Consider the following 23,425-nt stretch of genomic DNA (forward strand, 5'->3'; position numbering starts at 1 on the left):
ATATCAATAGATATATGATATAAAAGTATGCAAAGAAGTAGATTAGTTTACATATGGACGTTGTTGTATATAGGAATTATTACTATCGGAAACCAAATATCCGAGAAAATTCTTAGGTTGCAACGTGATTCACTTGAAGATGAGGTATTTATAACGGTTGTTACTGCATTTTTGTGTGCAGGAATGGCATTATTTTTAATGTGGAAGAAAGAAGACTTTAAACCGAAGTGGGAAGAAAAGGGAAAAGTTTTATTATATTTAGTTTTTTGTGCACCGTTAGTTGCCATAACTTTGTTTTGCTGGATAAGTTATGGAAGTTTTTCTAAAGAATTTATAATTCCTATAATTGTAGCCATTTTTGTAGGTTTTGGGGAAGAACTCTTATACAGGAGAATTGTCTTCATAGGACTTTATAACGATAGAAGTTTAAAGCAGGCGGTCATAATTTCAACCGCTATATTCAGCTTGTCTCACGCTTTTAATATTATCGGAGCCAATGAAGTAAAACCTGTGATAATGCAAGTCATAATGACCTTTATGTCAGGTCTCTTTTATGCACTCATATATAAATATACAAAAAATATTTTTTTACTAATCATAGAACATGCTATGTGGGATTATATCCTTATAAATTTTGCAGAAAAAGTAGAGTTCATAGCCGTAATAATGGTTACACTAACTGTCGTTCGATTTTTGTTAACAATATTTTTAATTTGGAAGGAAAAAGCAAATGCTTACAAAATGGAAAGCTAAGGAAAAAATAGACACATTAAGATGGTTTGATATTTTAATATTAACATTTATTTTGTGGGGCATTGCTATAAAAGATTCTACCTTAGGCTATTTGGGGCTTTTAAGTCAGAGCATCACAGCAGAACAGGCGGTAACTTTTGGAACTAGTGAAAACTACCAAATTCTCGCTAAACAGTTTATTTTATTTGCAGTAGCTATTTTTTATTTGGTGATACGAAAATTTAATTTTAGGAAATTAAACATTCATTTTAGTATAAAAGCTGTAGTGATGGGATCTTTAATATTTTTAGGTGCGGCAATAACTCAAGATATTTATTATAAAATAGTAGATCCATTAGCAAATTTCTTACCTTTTCCTCAAATGATAGGAACTTTTTTTAACAATGAAACGATATCATTGCTAATATATTCTTTGTTTAATGGAATGTATGAGGAAATTTATTTTCTAGGATTTTGTTTTGCGGTTTCACCTAAATATTTTAAATATGTCATCCCATTTTCCATTTTAATACGCATAAGTTTTCATACTTATCAGGGAATGGCATCGGCTATAGGGATAGGTACAATATTTGGTTTATATATGTTGTTTGTGCGTTATAAATCAAAGGACAAAAATCTTTTTCCTTTTTTCATAGGTCATGCGTGGGCTGATATTTTTGGTCTTAGTCTTATTCCTGTAATAAATTATTATTATAAATTTTTTAGTGGGTATTAAGAATTAAACTTTATGTATATGGAGGAATATGAATGATGAGAATTGAACAACTTCCAAAAGACGGAGAAGCATATATACATTGCTTAAGCAAAGGGAGTGTGAAAAAAACTGCCGTTGTAAAGTCAATAGTACTAACTGTATTTTTTATGTGGTTATTTTTGGTATTAAGTTTATTTATATACACTGGTGCGTTGCAAATTTTGGGTTATCAGGCTGAAGTTGAAAAATTCTCCACTTCTTTTGACTTTTTATCTCTTCCAAATGGAGAAAGATTTATAGATTGGGTGCTCTTTCTTTTCTTTCCATCAGCTTATGTGGCAAATAGAATAGTATTTAAGGAAAAATTGGGAGAAATGTTCTCTTTGACAGGTAAGTTTCGTGTCAAATGGGCACTTAAGTGCTTACTTTTTTTGACACCTGTTATGCTTATTACAACTGTAGGCCAAAATTGTATTGATGGTATACCTGAGTTGACCTTACCTGAATCTTTTCTTGTATCTGTAACTTTAACAATAGTTTTTACAACTATACAGTGTCTTGGAGAAGAAATGCTATTTAGAGCATGGGCAATCCAAACATTTGGTATTTTGTTTAAGCATAGAAAAACAGCTTGGATAGTTTTAAGTATTGTGTTTGCCTTTATTTTTTCTATTATACATACCCCCGGAAATTTCTGGATAGGTTTAGATTTATTTCTTTTTGCGATTTTAATGTGCTTATTAGTTTATCATACAGGAGGAATGGAGGCAGCTATTATATTTCATACATTAAATAATTTGATACTAAACTTAACTGAATTATTTACGGTTGAACATATTGATTTTAGTGCTGAACAACAGATTGTAGCAGGAGATTGGCAGGGTTCAGTGCTATCTATAGCGTTAGAAATATTGTGCTATGTGCTTTTAGTATGGTATTGGAAAAGAACAAGGGAATAAATCTAAATCAGATGATGTGACCTATATAAATGGGAAAGAATTTGTTGATCATATGATGAACAAATAAGGATCTGCTTATAATTTATATACATGATAATGTAAACATAGCTATAATCTATTAGGATATATAAGTATTTCATCAATAACTTTATAGGTAAATTTGAGATAGAAAAAAGATAGTTTTGAGGAAGTGGATATTGAAACTATTGACGATAAAAATATATTCATTAAAGCAGTAGACTTCTACAAACAAGAGAAACGAGAAGTTAGATAGATTTTGAAACTGATGAAGAACTTGTAAAAATGAAACTTTGTAAATTTACAAGAATATATCAAGTTATTGGTATGTAAGTGAAGATAAAACAATGTGAAATTTCATATACAGTTCAGGATATAAAAAAGAAACGATAAGGCTTATAAATTATGATAGATTAAGAAATACAGAGAGTGTAGAATAGATGGTTACTGGTAAATAGTAGCCATCTATTTTTAAATAATAGTCAAAACTGTATATATTTATTATAGAAAAAATAATGAGTAATATAGTAAATTTAATAAATGTTATGATTCTGTCAAGCAAAAAACTTCTGAGTATAACAAGCAATTAGTTGAATTTCCAACAAAACAATTTTATGAGAGATAAATGTTGATTAAATTGGTATAATAAGTACCAAGAGAAAATATTAAGAAAACTCAAGTACAGATACTATATACGTTTTGATGGTTATTTATTCAAATATTATTGAACGTACAAAAGGATATCATTGATTAAGCACATCATCCTGATAAAGGATATAGAATTGATATAAAGCATTCTTAATAAGGTTAACTCGGCATTTTATGGCGATAAGGATGTCCGAACATGTGTTAAGATGTTTTAGATACCTGAGTTAAAGTCTCTTGAGAATAAAAAATAAATTCAAATGATAAATTATTGAATTTATGTAATAATTTTATGCCATAATAAAAAAGGGAGCCTGTCAAAGTCGCAATTCGCAACTATTGAGCAAGCTCATTTTAATATTATTTATAGTTTTAAAAATATATATTTTGATTTAAAATTTGGTAAGTAAGATAACTAAAAATAGTCACTAATTTAAATAACCTTATACTTGGATTAATCAATTCTACTATGAATTGCTAGATTTTTCAAAAGGTTCCATTGCTAGATTGCTTTCAAAGGCTTCTGATTGATATCCGTTTGCTAATATTTGGCCTTTATGTGTGACTTTTTTGAGGATACCCCCTTTCTCCATAGCTATAGTCGTCACCTTATCACCATTTGTAATGATATCCCCTTTTATAGTAAGTAAATCAACTTGACCTCCATCTTTGATTGAAAGAGCATAGGCTGGAAGTTCTACATTAACGCCTTTGACAAGTGATAAGCCACGACCGCCATTAGTCATGATGTCACCATCGATAAGAATTTTTCCAACTTTTTTAGAAATTTGGATGCCAACTGCACCATCATTATAAGTTCTAATATCATGGAAGTGTCCATTGTTTAATGTACCGTCGTATTGGTTATAGGCACGTGCGCCAAGACCATGAGTGGCGATGCTTTTTTCTGCTGTAAATTTATCAACTGTTCCAAAGTTCACAAAACCAACACCCGAAGGACCATAGGAAATAACTTCATCATTGACACGCCATTCATGGACCGTTCCCCATGCATCAAGGACCATATCGTTTACGCCATAAGTAATTGCTTTGCCATTTTGTTCTAAATAATCAACTGTTGCACCGTAAACAACAAATACAGCACCAGTGATAAAGTCAGAGACACCTTGTGGGATTAGTCCTGTTGAGTGAACAGATCCAATCTCCATATTCCGAACATGAACTTGTCCTCCCTCATCATTGAATCCAGAAATAAAGACTCCCGATCCAATAACAGGATGACCTTGAGAACCGATCGTTAGGCCGGAAATACTTGCTGTAATTAAACTATCTCGATCGGGATTAAAATTGTATAGAGTGAATGCGCCTTGAAGAACATTTACCCCATATTTTTGGGGTTGTTCCAAATAAGTTCGGGTATCCGAACTATTAATATGAATATTTTCAACTGTTACATCAGCTGTGAGGGTTGGGTTTCTAAAAATTAGAGAGACCTGTCCGTCAACTTCAAGATTACTCAAAGAAATTTTTCCCCAATTGGATTCAAGCTGTTGAGGTGAAATCATAATGCCTTTTTTATCTTGCATAGCCACAATTGATAAATTTCTAATTGTGTTCTGACCTTGGAGAATTATACCATCGGAGTGAGAGAAGAAGAGTGAGGGAATTGTACCATCTTCCTGAGGTATTCCTTCTATGGAAGTGCCTTTTGGGAGAGAAATAGGGGATGCCAAAGTCATATTTCGGCTAATTTGAATCAATTCAACATTTTCAGAGAGAGCTTTAATCAATTCATTTGTACTTCCAACATTAATCATTGCTTTACCTCGCTTTATATTTAGTATGTTAACAACACTATTGTATTACTATGTAGTGATTCAGTCAATGGAAATGATTGAGTTAAACTATCAGGATGGTAAATATATAACTGATATTCATGTCACAGTATACTTTATAATAATTACGCCTAAGAAAAATACAATTATTATACAAATAGTCTTATCAAATCAATAAAAAATGTAAAATATTTTTATGCTAAATAAATTTGATGAGTCTATTTTTGTTGAAGAAATACAGAGAAGTGTGGTCTTTTCACATTATTTGATAAAAATTTAATAAAATAGTTTACATCAAATAAGAAAACTGTATAATAAGACTATTAATGATTTATAAGGAGAGTTAATTTGAAGAAAAGTTTCATTCATCAACAAGAGGAGATTTCTTTTGTTAAAAATACATTTACTCAGTATTTGAAAGATAAATTGGGCATTGTAGAAGTGCAAGGACCGATTTTGAGTCGCGTCGGAGATGGTATGCAAGATAATTTATCTGGTGTTGAGCATGCAGTATCTGTTAATGTCAAGTTGATTCCAGACAATACCTATGAAGTTGTCCACTCTCTTGCTAAGTGGAAGCGTCATACATTAGCTCGTTTCGGCTTCAACGAGGGTGAAGGGCTTTTTGTTCATATGAAAGCTCTTCGCCCAGATGAAGATTCTCTAGATTCTATTCATTCTGTTTATGTGGATCAATGGGACTGGGAGAAAGTTATTCCAGATGGTCGTCGCAATATTGCATATTTGAAAGAGACGGTTGAGCAGATTTATAAAGCTATTCGTTTGACGGAATTGGCTGTAGAAGCTCGTTACGATATTGAGTCAGTATTACCTAAAAAAATTACCTTTATCCACACAGAAGACTTAGTCAAAAAATTTCCAGATTTAACACCAAAAGAACGTGAAAATGTAGTGACCAAGGAATACGGAGCAGTATTTCTTATCGGTATAGGTGGCGAATTATCAGATGGCAAGCCCCATGATGGTCGTGCACCGGACTATGACGACTGGACAAGTCCAACGGAAGCAGGCTACAAGGGACTCAATGGAGATATCTTGGTTTGGAACGAAGAACTTGGTTCAGCCTTTGAGATTTCATCTATGGGAATTCGTGTTGACGATGAAGCTCTCAAGCGTCAGGTAGCAATTACTGGTGATGAGGAGCGTTTAAACTATGACTGGCATCATGCTCTATTGAATGGCCTCTTCCCATTGACCATTGGAGGAGGTATTGGACAGTCACGGTTGACTATGTTTTTACTTCGCAAAAAACACATTGGTGAAGTCCAATCAAGTGTATGGCCTCAAGCGGTTAGTGATAGTTTTGAGAACATTTTATAAAATCCCAACTGTTAAATCAGGTGCAATAAATTGCTTATCTTCTAATGTCAATATTTCTTAAACTGTTCGAGCTAGCTCGGACAGTTTTTTAGACGGGTGATAGTTGGAAAGATTTTTAGCATTAATTAATGTTAGTGATACAAATTATCAAATCATTTGAACTGATTGTCTTGAGTGACACTTCTTTAAACACAAACTCTCGCAAAAGTCGTTAGCTTGACCATTGTCATATGAAATGGATTTGATAGGAAGAGTCATCATCAAATAGATAATTGCATGATTCACAGTTCTTGATTTCGGGTAACCTGATGATCAAGGCAAAGCGTGGGCTTATTACTTTACTGAGTTATTATTGTGATTTCTTGATTTATTTTCAACCTAAAACCTCCATCAATCTCCTAGTGAGTAAAGTTCGAGCTGTCATTGATATCATTTGATCGTCCTCAGAAAGTAAATCTTAATAAACGTATTTAGAGCGTTTTAGTACTAAGAAGTACAATATGAAGATTTCCATGTTTGATAGCTTGAACAAAGGTATTAATGCTATGAACCTGAGAAAGTCTCGTGAAACTTTAGTGAGTTTGGGATAATGTAGCATCAAAGTAAGACTTTTGAGCTATCTCAACCAAGTATTTCACATACTAAGATTTCTTGGCATTGATTCGTTTGATTTGCATGACTTAGCTTAATTTTTCGAAAGTAGTAGACTAATGTTTATTTCAATGTTGAGTATTTCAGAGAGTTCTCTCTGATAGGTAGTAATATGATTGTCTTTTTGATACTGTGTTTTGTAATTTTAGTATAGATTCAATAAAGAGTATGAAGATATTCTATTTGAAAATTTTACTTGCTATAAAGGAGACTCTAATTTCAGGTGCAGAAAACTGTTGCCTTTCCAGAAAGTCGGATTAGGTCTCTAAAAAAGAAGGTTTTTAAAGTCTTAATTGTAGATAAAAGTAAGGATATAGTAGTAGAAGGAAGCGATCATAATACTGTTTCGCTTGCATTTAGTGGTATTTATAAACTTGATGATAATAGCTTAGCAATAGCCATAAATGATTCCTATTTCAAAATTATTTTAAGTAACAAAATAGCTTCTCATAAAAAATTATTGGATCTAACTAATTTTGGAAATGCAACCAAGGGTGATACTTTATCTGTTAATAAAAGTGATAGCAGAGTAATCAATTTTGATCATAAGTTATATCAGATATCCTCTCATAAAGTTTCAAAAGAGGAACTAAATGGTTTTTTTAGGTGTCATAGCAGACTTTAAAACTTTTGATGTTAATACAGGCAGACCATTGTCTAAATAAGAGCTTAATAAAATAGACTGATCTGGAAAAACTTCGAAAGAAAAACGAGAAGCTTGGGACTATGGGGAGGTCTATTCACTAAAGAACCATCCTCTTGATAAAGTTATTGCAGTTCAGATAAATGAGATTTTCCGCATAGCTTATAGTAAAGAAAATTGAAAGTTTAAAAGTTTATCTCTGGAAGAAGCCAGCTAAACAAGTGAATGATAAAAACACTCTGAGCTGAGGAACGGGGTGTTTTTGTTATTTGTTACTCCCTACGAAGGGATTTAATTGTCTTAGTTAGTATTGTAATATTGTCAAAATTTATAACGAAGCTTTAATATTATATAAATGAGTTTGTGTTATACTAATATAAGTCTAAACTGAAACGTTATTATAATAATGTTTGGAGTAAAAAATTGAATTTAAAAAGTGTAAAAATTGATTTTTCCTATACTATTGTCAGCATTGACCTGCCTAATGACAGCCTTCGACATTTGTCCCATTTAGGGTTAAAAGTTGGTTCAAAGTTTAAGATTATTTCCAAGACAAAAAACAGTGCCATAATCATGCTAAAGGCTAGCCGCTTAGCTCTTGATGATTCTATTTTGAAGCATATTGCGATTACTGAAGAGGTGACCCCTTTAAAGTCAGTTCCTCTGTCATCACTTAAAGCAGGGGATTTCGCTTATATCGAAGCGATTTTTGCTGTAAATGAAGCCAAACGTCGCCTTATGGATATGGGCTTAACACGTCATACAAAAATACTCTTACGTAAGGTTGCTCCTCTAGGTGATCCTATAGAAATCAGCCTTCGTGGTTATGAATTAACACTGAGAAAATCAGAGGCTCAATTGATTAGTGTTGTTAAAGTTGGAAAGGATCAAGGATGACAGAAATTGCTTTAATTGGAAATCCTAACAGCGGAAAGACCAGTCTCTTTAATCTCTTAACAGGAACAAATCAACGTGTTGGTAATTGGCCTGGTGTCACAGTAGAGCGAAAGTCAGGCCTAGTCAAGAAGAATAAAGACTGGCGCTTGCAAGACCTACCAGGAATTTATTCTATGTCGCCCTACAGTCCTGAAGAAAAGGTTGCCCGTGATTACCTTTTGAGTAACTATGCCGATAGTATTTTAAATGTCCTGGATGCAACAAATCTAGAACGTAATCTCTATCTCACAACCCAATTGATTGAGACGGGTATACCAGTAACAGTGGCGCTCAATATGAGTGATATTTTGAAAAAACAAGGAAAGACTATCTCTTGTGACAAATTATCTTACCAGTTGGGAGTACCAGTGTTTGCTACTAGTGCCCTTAAAAATACAGGTGTAGATAGGGTTCTCAAAAAAACTTCCCAACGAACCAAGGCTACAGTTGAACAAGTTCAATACCCTCTTTATGATCCTAAGTTTGAAACGGCCATCTCTCAAATTACGGAGGTTCTGGGGAATTCGGTTCCAAAGAGAGCTCTTCGCTTTTATGCTATCAAGCTTTTTGAGCGTGATCAATTGGTTGAAGAAGAGCTTTCCTTATCTGAATTTCAAAGGAAGGATATTGAGGACATTATCAGAATTACTGAAGAGATCTTTACAGATGATGCCGAAACTATCGTTGTCAATGAACGTTATTATTTCATCGAAAATGTCGTCAAAATGGCACAGGTTGAGCGCAATCAATTTCATTTAAGTTTTTCTGATAAATTAGATAAGGTCATTACTAATCGTATCTTGGCGCTTCCCATTTTTGCCCTAGTCATGTTTTTAGTTTATTATTTATCTATTCAAACAGTGGGAGCTATGGGGTCAGATTGGGTCAATGATAAATTGTTTGGAGAAGTAGTTCCCAACTGGGTCGGGAATGGTTTGAATTATCTTCATGTTAGTAGTTGGCTAAAGGCTTTGATTATTGATGGTATTGTAGCAGGAGTGGGGACTGTTTTAGGCTTTCTACCTCAAATCTTTGTCCTTTTTCTTTGCCTAGGTTTTTTAGAAGACCTTGGTTATATGAGTCGAATTGCCTTTGTCATGGATCGGATTTTTAGGCGTTTTGGCTTGTCTGGTAAATCTTTCATACCTATGCTTATAGCAACTGGTTGTGGGGTTCCGGCAATCATGTCTAGCCGAACAATTGAAAATGAACGTGATCGGCGGATAACTATCATGACATCAACTTTTATGCCTTGTTCAGCTAAACTTGGTATTATTGCCTTAATTGCAGGGGCATTTTTCCCAGACAATGCCTACGTCGCCCCTTCTACCTATTTTACAGGTTTCCTAGCTATTATTTTATCAGGTATTGCACTTAAAAAGACACGATTTTTAGGTGGATATGTCTCTCCTTTTATCATGGAATTACCAGCCTATCATTGGCCTAATCTTATGACTGTATTGCGCTACGCCCTTGCTAAGGCTATCAGTTTTTTCAAACGAGCAGGAACAATCATATTTAGTTTAACGGTCATTATCTGGTTTCTATCAACCTTTAATCTAGCCTTTCAGGCTGTAGATCCTAAAGATTCTATTCTAGCGGGACTGGGCAAAACAAGTGCTTGGATTTTTAAACCCTTAGGCTTTGGGAATTGGAAGGCGACAGTGGCAACAGTGACAGGACTTGCTGCTAAAGAAACAGTAGTTGCGACCTTTGGTGTGCTCTATAAGAATGATTCCACTTTGAACCTGTGGCAAAGTTTGCGCTTAGACTATAGTCCATTAGCTGCCTACTCCTTTTTAACCTTTAATTTACTTTGTGCCCCATGCTTTGCGGCCATTGGAGCTATCAGGCGTGAAATGAATGATCTGAAATGGACGATCGGAGCAATCCTTTTTCAAACAGGTCTTGCTTATCTGATTAGTCTAATGATTTACCAGTTTGGTCTCATTTTCTTTTATGGCTTGGCTATCAATCTATGGACTCTTATAGCGTTTTTTATCTTAGCAATGATGATTTATTTTATATTTAAAAAACCAAGTCAGTTAAATGAAGAAGAGATCATTACCTTAGATAATTTAGCTAAGGTTAAAGAATAGGAGAAGAAATGGCAACACTCATTATTGCAAGTCTCATTGGTCTTGCTGTTATTTTAGGCCTTCGTTCATTTATAAGTAAGAAAGGCTCATGTGGTGACTGTGATTGTCAATGTCCTGTTAAAGAAGAGATGAAAGGGTCTCATTCTTTAGGGCAAAAGGCTTCAAAAAGCTTTAAAAAATTTTAGGGGAATTTTAAATTGCTCCAATCAATCCTTAGATAAAACTAAGAACTGATAAGTGGGGCATTTTTCCATGATTTTTTAGCTTTATCAATTGGCTATGACATAGGTAGATATTGCGGCCGACAAGGAGGACATTATGGATCAGGTCAATTTATTATTTTCTATCGACGATGCTTATCTTAATCAATTTTTAGTGACCCTCTACTCAGTTGTCAAGCAAAATAGGAACCTGTCCTTTAAAGTCTATGTTTTGCAAAAGCAAGAGTTAGAGGAGAACCAGCTAATAGATATCTATTGTAGGCAACTTGGCGTTGACTATCTTCCGCTTATAATTGGTGAGAAAACATTTGAAAAGGTTCCAACCACTAGCCGTTATCCAGAGACCATCTATTACCGTTTATTAGCTCATCACTATTTGCCTGAAAATATGGATAGAATCTTATACCTAGATGCTGACGTCTTATGTTTGAACCCGATCATTGATCTTTATCAGATGGATATGACCCACTATTTATATGCTGCTGCAAGTCATACCAGTGGGAAAAATGTTACTGAACTCATTAATAAATTTCGTTTAGGAAATTTTGAAACCTCTAATTATGTCAATTCTGGCGTGCTCTTAATGAATTTGGAGCTCATTCGAAAAGAAGTAAAAGTTGAACCTATTTTAGAATTTATTAAAAACAAGGGCCACCTCTTATTTCTCCCAGATCAAGATATCTTAAATGCCCTCTATGGTCATAAGATTAAATTAATTCCAGATCACATATACAACTACGATACTAGAATGAGTAAACTCTACTATTTAAAAAGCTCAGGCCTCTGGAATGATGACTGGTTGGTTGAAAATACTGTTTTTCTTCATTTCTGTGGTCGTGATAAACCTTGGCTAAAGTACCATAGGCAACACTTTGGTATCTTATATAAACATTACCAAGCTTTAAGTAGGAGACTAGTAAAAGTCATAAAAAAAACATCTGAATAAAACTCAGATGTTTTTAATTTGTAGCAATTTGGGAAAGTAAGGTTTCAGCAGAAGTGCTAGGTAAAATCCTTACCCTGTTAAGAGATAATAAACCGTCAGCGGCGCTAGCAAGTCCTTCATTTGTTGTCAGACCCAATTTATAATGCAAGTCTTTGGCAATAGACAAGGTTGTATCACTGTAACGTCCTGACGGATAAGCGATAGCAATGGTTTCTTGATTCAATTCCTGGTTTAAATAAAGCATAGAATCTTTCATTTCCCTCAACTGAGCTTCCGGATCACTTTGAGATAAATCAGGATGGTTGACTGTATGGTCTTGGAAAGACATGCCGAACTTTTTCATTTCTTTCATTTGATCAACAGAAAGATTAGCAGTGCTATGATTTTCTGTTAAACCGGTTATGACGTTATTAGTAGCCTTAGCCTGGTATTTTTTTAAGATTGGAAAAGCAATTTTGTAAAAATCAATCATGCTATCATCAAATGTTAGCCAGACACTTTTCTCAGCGGGCACCTCATTTGAACTTAGAAGGCGGTAGGCTTCTTCTGGGCTAAGAAAATAATAGCCAGCCTCTTTTAAAGCTTTGATTTGTTGTTCAAAGAGGGTAGGGTCAACAATTAAATTAGCGTTAGCGGCTTCTTCTGGAGCCATCTTGTGTACAGCATGGTACATCAGTATTGGTAATTTAACAGGCTGGTCTTTTTTGATCCATTGCACTTCTTTACCTGTTTTGCTCTGGGGCTTTGATTCTTTTAACACAACCTTTTGCTTTTTCTGATTTTTTTGAGTAACTGTTTTGTTAATTTTATCAAAAATTGCAAAGCCTGTTTTTTGAGACTGGTTCATGTATAGAAAAAGAATGGACAAGCAACAAACAATGCATAGAAAAATAAGGATAGAATTGATAAGTGTTAGTTTCTTTCTTTTTTTCATCATAAACTCCGATTGTTTTTCTACCATTATATCACTTTTTGGTCTGACATATTTAATCTCTTTTTAAAATTTTCTTTGCTTTTTTGCCCTTCCTGTAAAAAGCTCTTAAATTTTGTTATAATATTCGAGGAAAGTGTTTTACTCAAATCACAACAGAAGTTAAAAAGGTGAGGAGTTGAAGTAATGACAGTTAATATAGCCTTGCTAGGTTTTGGAACTGTAGCAATTGGTATTCCCTTTTTATTAAAAGAAAATGGTAAGAAAATTGTTGAGTCAGCTGGTAGCAACTTAGTCATTTCAAAAGTGTTGGTCAGAAGCCAAAAAGAGGTGGACAAACTCAATCAGGAAGGCTACATCTACCATTTGTAACTGAAATTGACGACATTGTTAAAGACCCAGAAATTGATATGGTCGTTGAGTTAATGGGGCGCATTCAACCAGCCAAAGACTATCTTCTTAAAGCTTTGGATAATGGCAAGCATATTGTTACAGTTAGCAAGGACTTGGTCGCTTTACATGGAACTGAGATTCAAAAAAAGCAAGTGACAAGAACCTTCTTTTCTATTATGAAGCAGCTGTTGCTGGTGGCATTCCAATATTGCGAACCTTAGCACATTCCTTTAGCTCAGATAAATTACTAAAGTCTTAGGGATTTTAAATGGAACCTCTAACTTCATGTTGACCAAAATGGTTGAAAAATCTTGGTCATATGAGAAGACTCTGAGTAAAGCCCAAGAATTAGGTTATGCCGAAAGTGATTCTTCAAATGATGTCCTAGGAATTGATGCAGCCTATAAAACTGCTATTCTCAGTCAATTTGCTTTTGGTATTTAAAGATGTTACACATCAGGGGATTACTGCTATTAGTAGTGACGATGTTAAGGCCGCCCAGGAACTGAGCTATATGATCAAACTATTAGTCATACTGGAGAAAAGGAAGTCTGGCATTTTTGCCGAGGATTCACCGACCCTTATTCCTAAAGATTACCCCTTCTCAAGAGTAAACAATACTATGAACGCTTTCTTTGTTGAATCTATTGGCTTAGGTCAGTCAATGTTCTATGGACCTGGTGCCGGTCAAAACCAACAGCCAGCTCTGTGATGACTGATATTATTCATATTGCTCAGCAAATTAAAGATAAAAGTCCTCTTAGAGCCTTTATGACATTTAAGAGAGACTGTAAGCTTGCTGATAAGGAAGATGTTTTGAATTCTTACTATTTTGCTATTGATTGTCCTGAGAAGGAAGGGCAAGTAGAAGTTTTAAAAGATATTTTTAAGGATCACAGGATTTCGTGTGAGAAGATTTTCTAGCAAAGTGCTAATAAGCAAAGAGCGCGTCTTGTAATCATAAGCCAGCAAATGAATCTCAAGCAATTAGATGCACTTAAAGAACAGCTTAGCTTAGAAGATGATTTAAACTTGTTAGCTAGCTTTAAGATTCTAGGAGAATAAGATGAAAATAAAAGTTCCGGCTACCTCAGCAAACCTGGGACCAGGTTTTGATTCTGTAGGGATTGCACTTAACTCTTACTTAGAAATTTCAGTTTTAAAAGAGTCAAAGGAGTGGTTTATTGAGCATGATTTAGAAGGTCTTCCTCATGACCAGACTAACTTGTTGATACAAATTGCTTTAAAGATCGCTCCTAATATTCAAGCACATCATATAAAAATGACTTCAGATATTCCTCTAGCCAGGGGCTTAGGATTATCTTCATCAGTTATTGTAGCAGGGATTGAACTAGCTAATCAACTGGCTAAATTGGACTTGGATGCTGAGAGAAAATTTACTATTGCGACCCAAATTGAAGGGCATCCTGACAATGTAGCTCCGGCTATTTTTGGTGGCTTAGTCATTGCCTCTCAACTTGATAACCAGTTAGATTATGTTAAAGCAGATTTTCCAGATGCTGGACTTTTAGCTTTTATTCCCGATTATCAATTGAAAACCAGTCATTCTAGGGAGGCTTTACCAAAGCACCTCTCTTATAAACAAGCTGTTTCAGCCTCATCTATAGCAAACTTGGCCATTGCTGCATTACTGACAGGGGATTTGAAAAAGGCAGGCCGTGCCATTGAAAATGACCAGTTTCATGAAGTTTACCGTCAGCGCTTAGTTAAGGAATTTCAACAAATTAAACAAATGGCTAAAATATCAGGAGCCTATGCTACCTATCTTTCTGGTGCAGGTCCTACAGTCATGATGATTTGTCCCAAAGAAGGACTTGATCTGCTCCATGAAAATTTGGAAAACTTGCAGATGCAAGGAAGCCTTAGGGTCTTTGAGATTGACAATCAGGGCATGCAGGTGCTTGCTTAAGGGATAGAAACATAGCTTAATAAAGTAGAAAGTTCATGAAAACGCTTCTACTTTTTTTGATCTATGCTATACTATACTTATTGTTATATTGAGGTGAAAAATGACTTACGAAGAAGTAATCGAATGGATTCACAGGCAGTCTAAATTTGGTATTAAGCCTGGTTTAGAAAGAATATTGTGGGTCCTTGAAAAACTAGGGAATCCACAAAAAAAGATCACAGGAATCCACCTTGTAGGAACCAATGGAAAAGGTTCTACAGTTAATAATTTACAGCGCATTTTAAGCTCCTCAGGTTATCGGGTGGGTACCTTTACCTCTCCCTACATTATGGATTTTAGGGAACGGATCTGTATTGATGGCCAAATGATTTCAAAAGAAGATCTGCTAGCTTGTGCTCAGAGAATTAAACCTTGGATAGAAAAAATTGATAAAGAAACGGATTATGGACAGGTCACAGAATTTGAAATTATCACTCTACTCATGTTTCTTTATTTTGGAGAAGTTAAAACCATTGATATTGCTGTTATTGAAGCTGGACTTGGTGGTCTCTATGATTCCACAAATGTTTTTCACGCCCTTGCAGTTGTCTGTCCATCTATTGGCCTAGACCACCAGAATATTCTTGGCCAAAGCTACCGAGAAATTGCCCAACAAAAGGCTGGCGTTATAAAGGGTGGAGAAAAGGTCATCCTGGCTATTGAAGATGAGGCTGCTAAGCAGGTTTTTTATCAAAAAGCACAAGCTTCTTCGGCAGAAGTATTTGAATACCAAAAAGATTTTACACTATCAGAAGATACTCAAGGTCTTACATTTGAATCGAAAGAAGCTTGCCTTGGAAATATCCACATAGCTATGCCAGGTCAACACCAAGTTTCTAATGCAGCTCTGGCTATTATGACAAGTCTACTGATTAAAAATGATTTTCCAAATATAAATGAAAAGAGCATCAAAGAAGCCTTATCTCAAAACTATTGGCTGGGTAGAACAGAACTTTTAGCAGAGAATCTCATGATTGATGGTGCTCATAATCTTGAAAGCGTCAAGGCTTTAATTCAAGTTTTACAAGAGCACTATGCTGATAAAACTATTCATTTTCTATTTGCTGCTATTGATACCAAGCCTATTGATCAAATGCTTGAATGCTTAAGTGAACTAGGAGAATTAGAGGTGACCAGTTTTCATTATCCTAATGCTTACCCCTTGGTCAAGTATCCAGATCACTTAAAAAAAGTCAATCAATTCACAGATTGGCTACAAAAATTAGAAGGGGCCAAAGCCAGTGATTTTTTTGTGATCACAGGTTCCCTCTATTTTATTGCAGAGGTGAGACAGTACTGGAAGGCAAAAGAAAACACTAATTAAAAATCATTTTAAAATGTAGAAAGAAAATGAGGAAATATTTTTTGATTAATCTAAAAAAAGCAGAAGATGCTATCTATCAGCTCCTTGAAGCTGTTGGGGAAGACCCAGAACGTGAAGGCCTACTTGATACCCCAAAACGTGTGGCTAAGATGTATCAGGAAATGTTTGCAGGACTTGAAAGCAGTCCTAAAGATCAGTTTACAGCTGTTTTTACAGAAAACCATGAAGACCCCGTTATTGTGAAGGACATTAACTTTTATTCCATGTGTGAACACCATCTGGTTCCCTTTTATGGCAAAGCTCATATTGCTTATTTACCCCGAGATGGACGTGTGACAGGTCTTAGTAAATTGGCAAGAGCTGTCGAAATAGCCAGTAAAAGACCGCAATTACAAGAACGCTTAACAGCACAAGTTGCGGACGCCTTAGATGAGGCTATGAAGCCAGCGGGTATTTTTGTAATGGTAGAAGCAGAGCATATGTGTATGACCATGCGAGGCATTAAAAAACCGGGAAGTAAAACAGTTACAACAACTGCTCGTGGCCTTTATAAGGATGATTTTAGAGCACGTCAAGAAATTTTAGCTTTAATTCAAGAAAAGTAGGTGACGAAATGAAAGTAGGTAAACATACAATTGAAGGCAATGCACTAATTATGGGAATCTTAAATGTTACTCCAGATTCTTTTTCTGATGGTGGCTCCTATACCACAATAGAAAAGGCTTTGGAGCAGACAAAAGAGATGATTAATGACGGTGCTAAAATCATTGATATCGGTGGAGAATCAACCAGACCAGGCTGTAGCTTTGTTTCTGTCGACGAAGAGATAGCACGTATTGTTCCCGTAATTAAAGCTATTAAAGCCAAATATGATGTTCTAATAAGCGTTGATACCTATAAAACAGAGACTGCTAGAGCTGCCTTAGAAGCAGGAGCTGATATTTTAAATGATGTATGGGCTGGACTCTATGATGGTAAAATGATTGATTTAGCAGTCGAATATCAGGTTCCACTCATTTTAATGCATAATCAAAAAGAAGAAGGCTATGAAAATATCACCAAAGAGGTTTGTGATTTCCTAAGTGAACGCGCGCAGCTGGCCCTTGACAAAGGTTTAAATAGAGAGAACATTTGGATTGATCCTGGCTTTGGTTTTTCCAAGAATAGCCAAGATAACATAAGCTTGTTAAAGGGACTAGACCAGGTCTGCCAATTAGGATACCCAGTTCTTTTTGGAATTTCCAGAAAGCGGACTATTGATTTTATGATGGGTGGCAATACAAAGGTAACCGACAGAGATGAGGCAACAGCTGCGCTTTCAGCTTATGCTATTAGTAAAGGTTGTCAGATTGTCAGAGTACATAATGTCAAGGCCAATCGAGAGATTGTCTCAATTATCAGCCAGTTAATGTGAGGATGACTAAATGGATAAAATTTATTTAAATGATTGCCGTTTCTATGCTTATCACGGTGCTCTTAAAGAAGAGCAGGTCTTAGGACAAATTTTTGTTGTTGATTTAATCTTATCAGTTGACCTGTCCAAGGCTGGACAAACGGATAAGGTAGAAGACACCGTTCATTATGGCCTTGTTTTTGAAGCTGTAAAAGAAGAAGTTGAAGGAACAAAACATGCCTTGATTGAACATTTGGCAGAAACTATTTGTCATAAGTTATTCAATGGTTTTCCTTTGATAAATGCTATTACCATAAAGATTAGTAAAGAGAACCCACCTATTAATGGGCACTACCATTCTGTATCTGTTGAATTGGAGAGAGTTAGATGACAAAAGTTTATATTAGTTTAGGAAGTAACCAGGGTGACCGTGAGGCTTATTTACAAGGAGCCATTAGGGCATTGCAGGACTTAGAGAGAACAAAAGTTCAATCCCTTTCATCCATTTATGAAACGGCTGCTTGGGGAAAAGAAGATCAGGACCAATTTTTAAATATGGTTATAGGCTTGGATACAGAGCTATCTGCTCAGGATCTGTTGTTGTCTTGCCAAGCCATTGAAGAGGCATTGGGCAGAGTCAGACATGAAAAATGGGGTCCTAGAACCATTGATATTGACATCCTCCTCTATGGTAACCAACAGTTTTGCACGGATACTTTAAAGGTGCCACATCCCTATATGACACAAAGAGCCTTTGTCTTGGTTCCACTACTTGAAATTGCACCTGATATAAGGATAGTTGGGGAAAGTAAAACTGCAAAAGAATATCTGGCGGAATTAGACCAAACCACGGTCAAAAAGTTCAGAGATTAAAGAAATTCTTTTATTAAAAAATGATCGTTATTTTTCATAAAATTTGATATAATAAACTCGGCTCTTTGCCGATTTTTTTTGATCAAAAGTTATTAGTAAAGAAAGAAGAAAAAGAATGAAGGAACTAGAAGGAATTGATATTCGTATTAATGAACCTTTAAAGAAATACACCTATACGAAGGTAGGTGGACCTGCAGATTATTTAGCCTTTCCCCGTAATCGTTATGAATTATCCCGCATTGTCAAATATGTCAGGCAAAAAAATATCCCTTGGTTGGTCTTAGGCAATGCCAGTAACCTTATTGTCAGAGATAGTGGCATTCGTGGCTTTGTCATTATGTTCGACAAATTAAATACTGTTAAGGTTAATGGCTATAGCATCGAAGCAGAAGCCGGTGCTAATCTAATAGAAACAACAAAGGTTGCTAAGTTTCATAGCCTTTCAGGTTTTGAGTTTGCCTGTGGTATACCAGGAAGTGTTGGCGGTGCCATATTCATGAATGCAGGAGCCTATGGTGGAGAAATTTCCCATATTTTTCTCTCGGCCAAGGTTCTGACGCCAGAAGGCGAAATAAAGACAATCAGTGCCGAAGATATGGCCTTTGGTTATCGACACTCTGCTATTCAAGAAAGTGGTGATATTGTTATCTCAGCGAAATTCGGTCTGAAGCCTGGAAATTATGATCAAATTAAAGCTGAAATGGATCGTCTCAACCATTTGCGCCAGCTCAAGCAACCCTTGGAGTATCCTTCTTGTGGCTCTGTTTTCAAACGTCCCCTTGGCTATTTTGCAGGGCAACTGATCATGGAAGCAGGTCTCAAAGGCCATCGTATTGGTGGTGTGGAAGTATCTGACAAGCATGCAGGCTTTATGATCAATGTTGACAATGGAACTTCTAAAGATTATGAAGACTTGATTGCACATGTTATCAGTAGTGTTAAAGAAAATTCAGGAATCACCTTAGAACCTGAAGTACGTATCATTGGGGAGCATCCCTCATCATCGTAAGAAAGTGTCATGGAGGTTTTATGACAATTGACTAATCCAATTATTAGCTTTAACAATGTTTCAAAAGTTTTTGAAGATAGTGGTACTAAAGTTTTAAACAATATTAATTTCGAACTTGAAGAAGGTAAATTTTATACCTTGCTAGGAGCATCAGGATCTGGTAAATCAACCATTTTAAATCTCATTGCTGGACTATTAGATGTTAGTAGTGGCGATATTTATTTAGATGGAAAGCGGATCAATGATGTTCCAATCAGTAAGCGGGATGTTCATACTGTTTTCCAAAATTATGCTCTTTTTCCACATATGTCCGTTTTTGATAATGTTGCTTTTTCCTTAAAGATCAAAAAAGTGCCTAAAAAGGAAATTGAAGAAAAGGTTAAAGAAACCCTAAAGATGGTACAGCTTGAAGGCTATGACAAACGGCCTATCCACAAGCTTTCAGGGGGACAACGCCAACGTGTGGCCATAGCAAGAGCTATTATTAATCAGCCACGAGTTGTTTTGCTGGATGAACCCTTATCTGCCTTAGATTTAAAATTAAGAACAGAAATGCAGTACGAGTTGCGAGAATTGCAACAAAGACTAGGCATTACCTTTGTTTTTGTTACTCATGATCAAGAAGAAGCTCTGGCTATGAGCGACTGGATTTTTGTGATGAATGAAGGTGAAATTGTTCAATCAGGTACACCAGTAGATATCTATGATGAACCTATTAATCATTTTGTAGCTAATTTTATTGGTGAGTCAAATATTATCAATGGCACCATGATCGAAGATTATCTGGTTTCTTTTAATGGCAAAACCTTTGAGTCAGTAGATGGTGGGATGCGTCCTAACGAACCTGTTGAGATTGTTATTCGTCCAGAAGACTTACAAATTACCCTACCTGAAGAAGGTAAATTGCAAGTAAAAGTTGATACACAGCTCTTTCGTGGGGTTCACTATGAAATCATTGCTTATGATGAATTAGGTAATGAGTGGATGATTCATTCTACTCGTAAAGCCATTGAAGGCGAAATTATCGGACTAGACTTTACACCAGAGGATATTCATGTTATGAGGCTTAATGAAACAGAAGAAGAGTTTGATGCCCGAATTGATGAGTACGTTGAATCTGAGGAACAAGAAGATGGTTTGATTAATGCCATTGAGGAGGAGAGAAATGAAGAAAACCTCTAAGCTCTATTCAATACCATATTTTTTATGGGTAGTGCTTTTTGTTCTTGCACCCGTTGCTCTTCTTATCTACAGATCTTTCTTTGATATTGAAGGTCATGTGACTTTTGTCAATTATCAGACTTTCTTTTCATCTTGGACTTATCTCAGAATGAGTTTTAATTCAATTCTTTATGCTGGAATTATCACATTATTGACTTTGTTAATTGCTTATCCAGCTGCTTATTGTTTAACTAAGTTGAAACATAAACAGTTGTGGTTAATGCTAATTATTCTGCCAACCTGGGTTAATTTACTCTTAAAAGCCTATGCTTTTATGGGTATTTTTGGTCAGCAAGGGTCATTAAATGACTTCCTGACCTTTATTGGGATTGGTCCAAAACAAATTTTATTTACAGATTTTTCATTTATTTTTGTTGCGGCATATATTGAAATACCCTTTATGATTTTGCCGATTTTCAATGCCTTAGATGATATAGATGATAATGTGATTAATGCTAGCCGTGACTTAGGTGCATCAGAAGTCCAAACTTTTTCTAAAGTTACTTTCCCTTTATCAATGAATGGCGTCCGAGCAGGAGTGCAATCTGTCTTTATTCCTAGTTTGAGTCTTTTTATGTTGACCCGCCTGATTGGTGGGAATCGGGTTATTACACTCGGTACAGCAATTGAGCAACATTTCTTAACAACGCAAAACTGGGGGATGGGTTCAACTATTGGGGTTATCTTAATCTTGACCATGTTGGCTATTATGTATCTAACAAAGGAGAGAAGTAAATGAAAAAATTTGCATCATTTTATTTAGCATTCACTTTTGTCCTCTTATATGTTCCAATCTTTTATTTAATTGGTTATTCATTTAATAAAGGTGGTGACATGAATGGGTTCACAGGATTTACTTGGAAACATTATCAAACCATGTTTGCGGATAGTCGACTCATGTCAATCTTACTGCAAACTTTTGTTTTGGCATTCTCAAGTGCTCTATTAGCTACAATCATTGGTACATTTGGTGCCATTTACATTCATCATGCCCGGAAGAAATATCAAAACGCACTCTTATCAACTAATAATGTCTTATTGGTATCACCAGATGTTATGATTGGTGCCTCCTTCTTAATTCTTTTTACAACACTTAAGTTTCAATTGGGAAGCATGTCCGTTTTGTTCAGTCATATAGCTTTTTCGATTCCAATTGTCGTTTTAATGGTTTTACCACGACTTAAAGAAATGAATCAGGACATGATAAATGCAGCTTATGATCTAGGTGCCAGTCAATTCCAAATGATGAAGGAAGTTATGTTACCTTATCTAACTCCAGGGATAATAGCGGGTTATTTTATGGCTTTTACTTATTCACTTGATGATTTTGCGGTGACCTTTTTCTTAACGGGGAACGGCTTTACGACCTTGTCTGTCGAGATTTACTCAAGGGCGCGTCGAGGTATCTCCCTTGATATTAATGCACTTTCGACAATTGTTTTCCTTTTCTCAATTTTATTGGTAATGGGTTATTATTACATTTCCCAAGATAAGGAGGACAAGCATGCGTAAACTCTATTCATTTATCGGAGGCATCCTGGGTATTGTCCTCATCTTAGTTGGCTTGAATGTCATTTTGCAAAAGCAATCAGGCACAGCCAATCAATCCGATAAACTAGTCATCTACAACTGGGGAGATTACATTAACCCAGCTTTGCTGAAAAAATTCACTAAAGAAACAGGTATTCAGGTTCAGTACGAAACCTTTGATTCAAATGAAGCCATGTATACCAAAATTAAGCAAGGTGGCACAACTTATGATATAGCTGTTCCAAGTGATTACATGATTGATAAGATGGTCAAAGAAGACCTACTGGTGAAACTAGACAAATCTAAATTAACTGGTATAAAAAATATCGGAAGTGATTTTTTGGGAAAAAGTTTTGATCCCAAAAATGATTATTCTATTCCTTATTTCTGGGGTACAGTTGGGATTGTCTACAATGACAAACTGATTAAAAATCCACCCAAGCATTGGATTGATTTATGGCGTCCAGAATATAAAAATCAAATCATGTTAGTTGACGGTGCGCGTGAGACCATGGGATTTGGTCTCAATACGTATGGTTATAGTCTCAATACTAAAAATAAAAAACAACTGAGTCAAGTTGAAAATCGTCTTCAAGAATTGACCCCAAATATTAAGGCAATTGTCGCTGATGAGATGAAGGGTTACATGATTCAAGGAGATGCTGGTATTGGGGTAACTTTCTCTGGAGAAGCAAGTGAAATGCTTGATAGTAATGAGCATTTACATTATCTTGTTCCATCTGAGGGGTCAAATCTTTGGTTTGATAATTTGGTTCTTCCAAAAACAATGAAACATAAAAAAGAAGCCTATGCCTTCTTAAATTTCATTAACGAGCCCCAAAATGCAGCTCAGAATGCGGAGTATATTGGCTATGCAACGCCAAATAACAAAGCTAAAGAATTACTACCTGCTGATGTCAAAAATGATAAAGCATTTTATCCAAGTCAAGAAACAATCAAAAAATTGGAAGTTTATGATAATCTTGGTAATAAATGGTTGGGAATTTACAACGATTTATACCTTCAATTTAAGATGTATCGGAAATAATGAAAAGGTTTGACACTTACCTTGTCAAACCT

General features: G+C 35.4%; 22 protein-coding genes and 2 pseudogenes. 22 read left to right on the forward strand and 2 right to left on the reverse strand.

Annotation, left to right across the window (positions count from 1 at the left end; all coding sequences use genetic code 11):
* Positions 1 to 117 precede the first annotated feature (117 nt).
* The 3 genes from HBN42_RS00960 to HBN42_RS00970 are packed head-to-tail and all read left to right on the forward strand — an operon-like array spanning position 118 to position 2,406.
* Positions 118 to 753 carry a CPBP family intramembrane glutamic endopeptidase gene (locus HBN42_RS00960; RefSeq protein ID WP_165992852.1) on the forward strand — a complete coding sequence of 212 codons (636 nt, stop codon included), beginning with the start codon at positions 118 to 120 and terminating at the stop codon, positions 751 to 753.
* Positions 731 to 1,468 carry a CPBP family glutamic-type intramembrane protease gene (locus tag HBN42_RS00965; RefSeq protein ID WP_165992854.1) on the forward strand — a complete coding sequence of 246 codons (738 nt, stop codon included), beginning with the start codon at positions 731 to 733 and terminating at the stop codon, positions 1,466 to 1,468. Before HBN42_RS00960 ends, HBN42_RS00965 begins: the two co-directional genes overlap by 23 nt.
* 32 nt (positions 1,469 to 1,500) lie before the next feature.
* Entirely contained in the window at positions 1,501 to 2,406 is a 906-nt protein-coding gene (locus HBN42_RS00970; RefSeq protein ID WP_165992855.1) for a CPBP family intramembrane glutamic endopeptidase, read from the forward strand.
* Positions 2,407 to 3,536: 1,130 nt separating this feature from the next.
* Here the strand turns inward: HBN42_RS00970 and HBN42_RS00975 are convergent.
* On the reverse strand, positions 3,537 to 4,847 hold the full coding sequence (locus tag HBN42_RS00975) for a hypothetical protein (RefSeq protein WP_165992857.1): 1,311 nt from the start codon (positions 4,845 to 4,847) through the stop codon (positions 3,537 to 3,539).
* Positions 4,848 to 5,213: 366 nt separating this feature from the next.
* Between HBN42_RS00975 and asnA the strand changes: the two genes are divergently transcribed.
* From asnA to HBN42_RS01010, 7 genes and pseudogenes are all read left to right on the forward strand, one after another.
* Entirely contained in the window at positions 5,214 to 6,206 is a 993-nt protein-coding gene (asnA, locus tag HBN42_RS00980; RefSeq protein ID WP_165992859.1) for an aspartate--ammonia ligase, read from the forward strand.
* A gap of 874 nt (positions 6,207 to 7,080) precedes the next feature.
* A complete protein-coding gene (locus HBN42_RS00985) occupies positions 7,081 to 7,482 on the forward strand; it encodes a NisI/SpaI family lantibiotic immunity lipoprotein (protein ID WP_165992860.1) in 402 nt (133 codons plus the stop codon).
* A gap of 76 nt (positions 7,483 to 7,558) precedes the next feature.
* A pseudogene (locus tag HBN42_RS10270) lies at positions 7,559 to 7,681 on the forward strand (hypothetical protein); the annotation flags it as partial.
* A gap of 242 nt (positions 7,682 to 7,923) precedes the next feature.
* Entirely contained in the window at positions 7,924 to 8,397 is a 474-nt protein-coding gene (locus HBN42_RS00995) for a ferrous iron transport protein A (RefSeq protein ID WP_165992862.1), read from the forward strand.
* The gene (feoB, locus tag HBN42_RS01000; RefSeq protein WP_165992864.1) at positions 8,394 to 10,535 is read left to right on the forward strand and encodes a ferrous iron transport protein B; all 2,142 of its coding nucleotides are present in this window, start codon (positions 8,394 to 8,396) and stop codon (positions 10,533 to 10,535) included. The genes HBN42_RS00995 and feoB overlap by 4 nt, the downstream gene beginning before the upstream one ends.
* Positions 10,536 to 10,543: 8 nt before the next feature.
* The gene (locus HBN42_RS01005) at positions 10,544 to 10,720 is read left to right on the forward strand and encodes a FeoB-associated Cys-rich membrane protein (RefSeq protein WP_165992865.1); all 177 of its coding nucleotides are present in this window, start codon (positions 10,544 to 10,546) and stop codon (positions 10,718 to 10,720) included.
* A gap of 133 nt (positions 10,721 to 10,853) precedes the next feature.
* The gene (locus HBN42_RS01010; RefSeq protein WP_165992867.1) at positions 10,854 to 11,702 is read left to right on the forward strand and encodes a glycosyltransferase family 8 protein; all 849 of its coding nucleotides are present in this window, start codon (positions 10,854 to 10,856) and stop codon (positions 11,700 to 11,702) included.
* 13 nt (positions 11,703 to 11,715) lie between these two features.
* On the opposite strand, the gene HBN42_RS01015 is transcribed toward HBN42_RS01010, so the two are convergent.
* Positions 11,716 to 12,663, reverse strand: coding sequence for a polysaccharide deacetylase family protein (locus tag HBN42_RS01015; RefSeq protein ID WP_235925324.1), 948 nt, complete (start codon positions 12,661 to 12,663; stop codon positions 11,716 to 11,718).
* Positions 12,664 to 12,819: 156 nt separating this feature from the next.
* Here HBN42_RS01015 and HBN42_RS01020 point away from each other — a divergent pair.
* The 12 genes and pseudogenes from HBN42_RS01020 to HBN42_RS01075 all read left to right on the forward strand — a co-directional run bounded on the left by HBN42_RS01020 (position 12,820) and on the right by HBN42_RS01075 (position 23,393).
* Positions 12,820 to 14,091 (forward strand): annotated as a pseudogene (locus tag HBN42_RS01020) (homoserine dehydrogenase).
* 1 nt (position 14,092) lies between these two features.
* The gene (thrB, locus tag HBN42_RS01025) at positions 14,093 to 14,956 is read left to right on the forward strand and encodes a homoserine kinase (RefSeq protein WP_165992869.1); all 864 of its coding nucleotides are present in this window, start codon (positions 14,093 to 14,095) and stop codon (positions 14,954 to 14,956) included.
* Between the two features lie 100 nt (positions 14,957 to 15,056).
* Entirely contained in the window at positions 15,057 to 16,319 is a 1,263-nt protein-coding gene (locus HBN42_RS01030) for a bifunctional folylpolyglutamate synthase/dihydrofolate synthase (RefSeq protein ID WP_165992871.1), read from the forward strand.
* A gap of 41 nt (positions 16,320 to 16,360) precedes the next feature.
* Positions 16,361 to 16,924: a GTP cyclohydrolase I FolE gene (gene folE, locus HBN42_RS01035; RefSeq protein WP_235925323.1), complete on the forward strand. Its 564-nt coding sequence runs from the start codon at positions 16,361 to 16,363 to the stop codon at positions 16,922 to 16,924.
* 8 nt (positions 16,925 to 16,932) lie between these two features.
* Positions 16,933 to 17,733: a dihydropteroate synthase gene (gene folP, locus HBN42_RS01040; RefSeq protein ID WP_165992874.1), complete on the forward strand. Its 801-nt coding sequence runs from the start codon at positions 16,933 to 16,935 to the stop codon at positions 17,731 to 17,733.
* Positions 17,734 to 17,743: 10 nt separating this feature from the next.
* Complete coding sequence (folB, locus tag HBN42_RS01045) at positions 17,744 to 18,103, forward strand: dihydroneopterin aldolase (RefSeq protein WP_165992876.1); 360 nt, start codon at positions 17,744 to 17,746, stop codon at positions 18,101 to 18,103.
* Positions 18,100 to 18,585, forward strand: a complete 486-nt coding sequence (gene folK, locus HBN42_RS01050) for a 2-amino-4-hydroxy-6-hydroxymethyldihydropteridine diphosphokinase (protein ID WP_165992878.1) — start codon at positions 18,100 to 18,102, stop codon at positions 18,583 to 18,585. Before folB ends, folK begins: the two co-directional genes overlap by 4 nt.
* Before the next feature lie 115 nt (positions 18,586 to 18,700).
* Positions 18,701 to 19,594, forward strand: a complete 894-nt coding sequence (gene murB, locus HBN42_RS01055; RefSeq protein ID WP_165992880.1) for a UDP-N-acetylmuramate dehydrogenase — start codon at positions 18,701 to 18,703, stop codon at positions 19,592 to 19,594.
* 27 nt (positions 19,595 to 19,621) lie between these two features.
* Complete coding sequence (locus tag HBN42_RS01060; RefSeq protein WP_165992882.1) at positions 19,622 to 20,776, forward strand: ABC transporter ATP-binding protein; 1,155 nt, start codon at positions 19,622 to 19,624, stop codon at positions 20,774 to 20,776.
* A complete protein-coding gene (locus HBN42_RS01065) occupies positions 20,760 to 21,554 on the forward strand; it encodes an ABC transporter permease (protein WP_165992884.1) in 795 nt (264 codons plus the stop codon). Before HBN42_RS01060 ends, HBN42_RS01065 begins: the two co-directional genes overlap by 17 nt.
* Positions 21,551 to 22,327, forward strand: coding sequence for an ABC transporter permease (locus HBN42_RS01070; protein ID WP_165992886.1), 777 nt, complete (start codon positions 21,551 to 21,553; stop codon positions 22,325 to 22,327). Before HBN42_RS01065 ends, HBN42_RS01070 begins: the two co-directional genes overlap by 4 nt.
* Positions 22,320 to 23,393, forward strand: a complete 1,074-nt coding sequence (locus HBN42_RS01075) for an ABC transporter substrate-binding protein (RefSeq protein ID WP_165992887.1) — start codon at positions 22,320 to 22,322, stop codon at positions 23,391 to 23,393. The genes HBN42_RS01070 and HBN42_RS01075 overlap by 8 nt, the downstream gene beginning before the upstream one ends.
* The last annotated feature ends 32 nt before the right edge of the window (positions 23,394 to 23,425 follow it).

Source organism: Streptococcus catagoni (assembly GCF_011421425.1).
In the GTDB taxonomy this organism is placed as follows: Bacteria; Bacillota; Bacilli; order Lactobacillales; family Streptococcaceae; genus Streptococcus; species Streptococcus catagoni.

Bases quoted from the DNA above. Each gene is read 5' to 3' on its own strand.
- HBN42_RS00965 (WP_165992854.1), top strand. From the start codon at position 731: ATGCTTACAAAATGGAAAGCTAAGGAAAAAATAGACACATTAAGATGG.
- HBN42_RS00970 (WP_165992855.1), top strand. From the start codon at position 1,501: ATGATGAGAATTGAACAACTTCCAAAAGACGGAGAAGCATATATACAT.
- HBN42_RS00975 (WP_165992857.1), bottom strand. From the start codon at position 4,847: ATGATTAATGTTGGAAGTACAAATGAATTGATTAAAGCTCTCTCTGAA.
- feoB (WP_165992864.1), top strand. From the start codon at position 8,394: ATGACAGAAATTGCTTTAATTGGAAATCCTAACAGCGGAAAGACCAGT.
- HBN42_RS01005 (WP_165992865.1), top strand. From the start codon at position 10,544: ATGGCAACACTCATTATTGCAAGTCTCATTGGTCTTGCTGTTATTTTA.
- HBN42_RS01010 (WP_165992867.1), top strand. From the start codon at position 10,854: ATGGATCAGGTCAATTTATTATTTTCTATCGACGATGCTTATCTTAAT.
- HBN42_RS01015 (WP_235925324.1), bottom strand. From the start codon at position 12,663: ATGGTAGAAAAACAATCGGAGTTTATGATGAAAAAAAGAAAGAAACTA.
- thrB (WP_165992869.1), top strand. From the start codon at position 14,093: ATGAAAATAAAAGTTCCGGCTACCTCAGCAAACCTGGGACCAGGTTTT.
- HBN42_RS01030 (WP_165992871.1), top strand. From the start codon at position 15,057: ATGACTTACGAAGAAGTAATCGAATGGATTCACAGGCAGTCTAAATTT.
- folP (WP_165992874.1), top strand. From the start codon at position 16,933: ATGAAAGTAGGTAAACATACAATTGAAGGCAATGCACTAATTATGGGA.
- folB (WP_165992876.1), top strand. From the start codon at position 17,744: ATGGATAAAATTTATTTAAATGATTGCCGTTTCTATGCTTATCACGGT.
- folK (WP_165992878.1), top strand. From the start codon at position 18,100: ATGACAAAAGTTTATATTAGTTTAGGAAGTAACCAGGGTGACCGTGAG.
- murB (WP_165992880.1), top strand. From the start codon at position 18,701: ATGAAGGAACTAGAAGGAATTGATATTCGTATTAATGAACCTTTAAAG.
- HBN42_RS01065 (WP_165992884.1), top strand. From the start codon at position 20,760: ATGAAGAAAACCTCTAAGCTCTATTCAATACCATATTTTTTATGGGTA.
- HBN42_RS01070 (WP_165992886.1), top strand. From the start codon at position 21,551: ATGAAAAAATTTGCATCATTTTATTTAGCATTCACTTTTGTCCTCTTA.
- HBN42_RS01075 (WP_165992887.1), top strand. From the start codon at position 22,320: ATGCGTAAACTCTATTCATTTATCGGAGGCATCCTGGGTATTGTCCTC.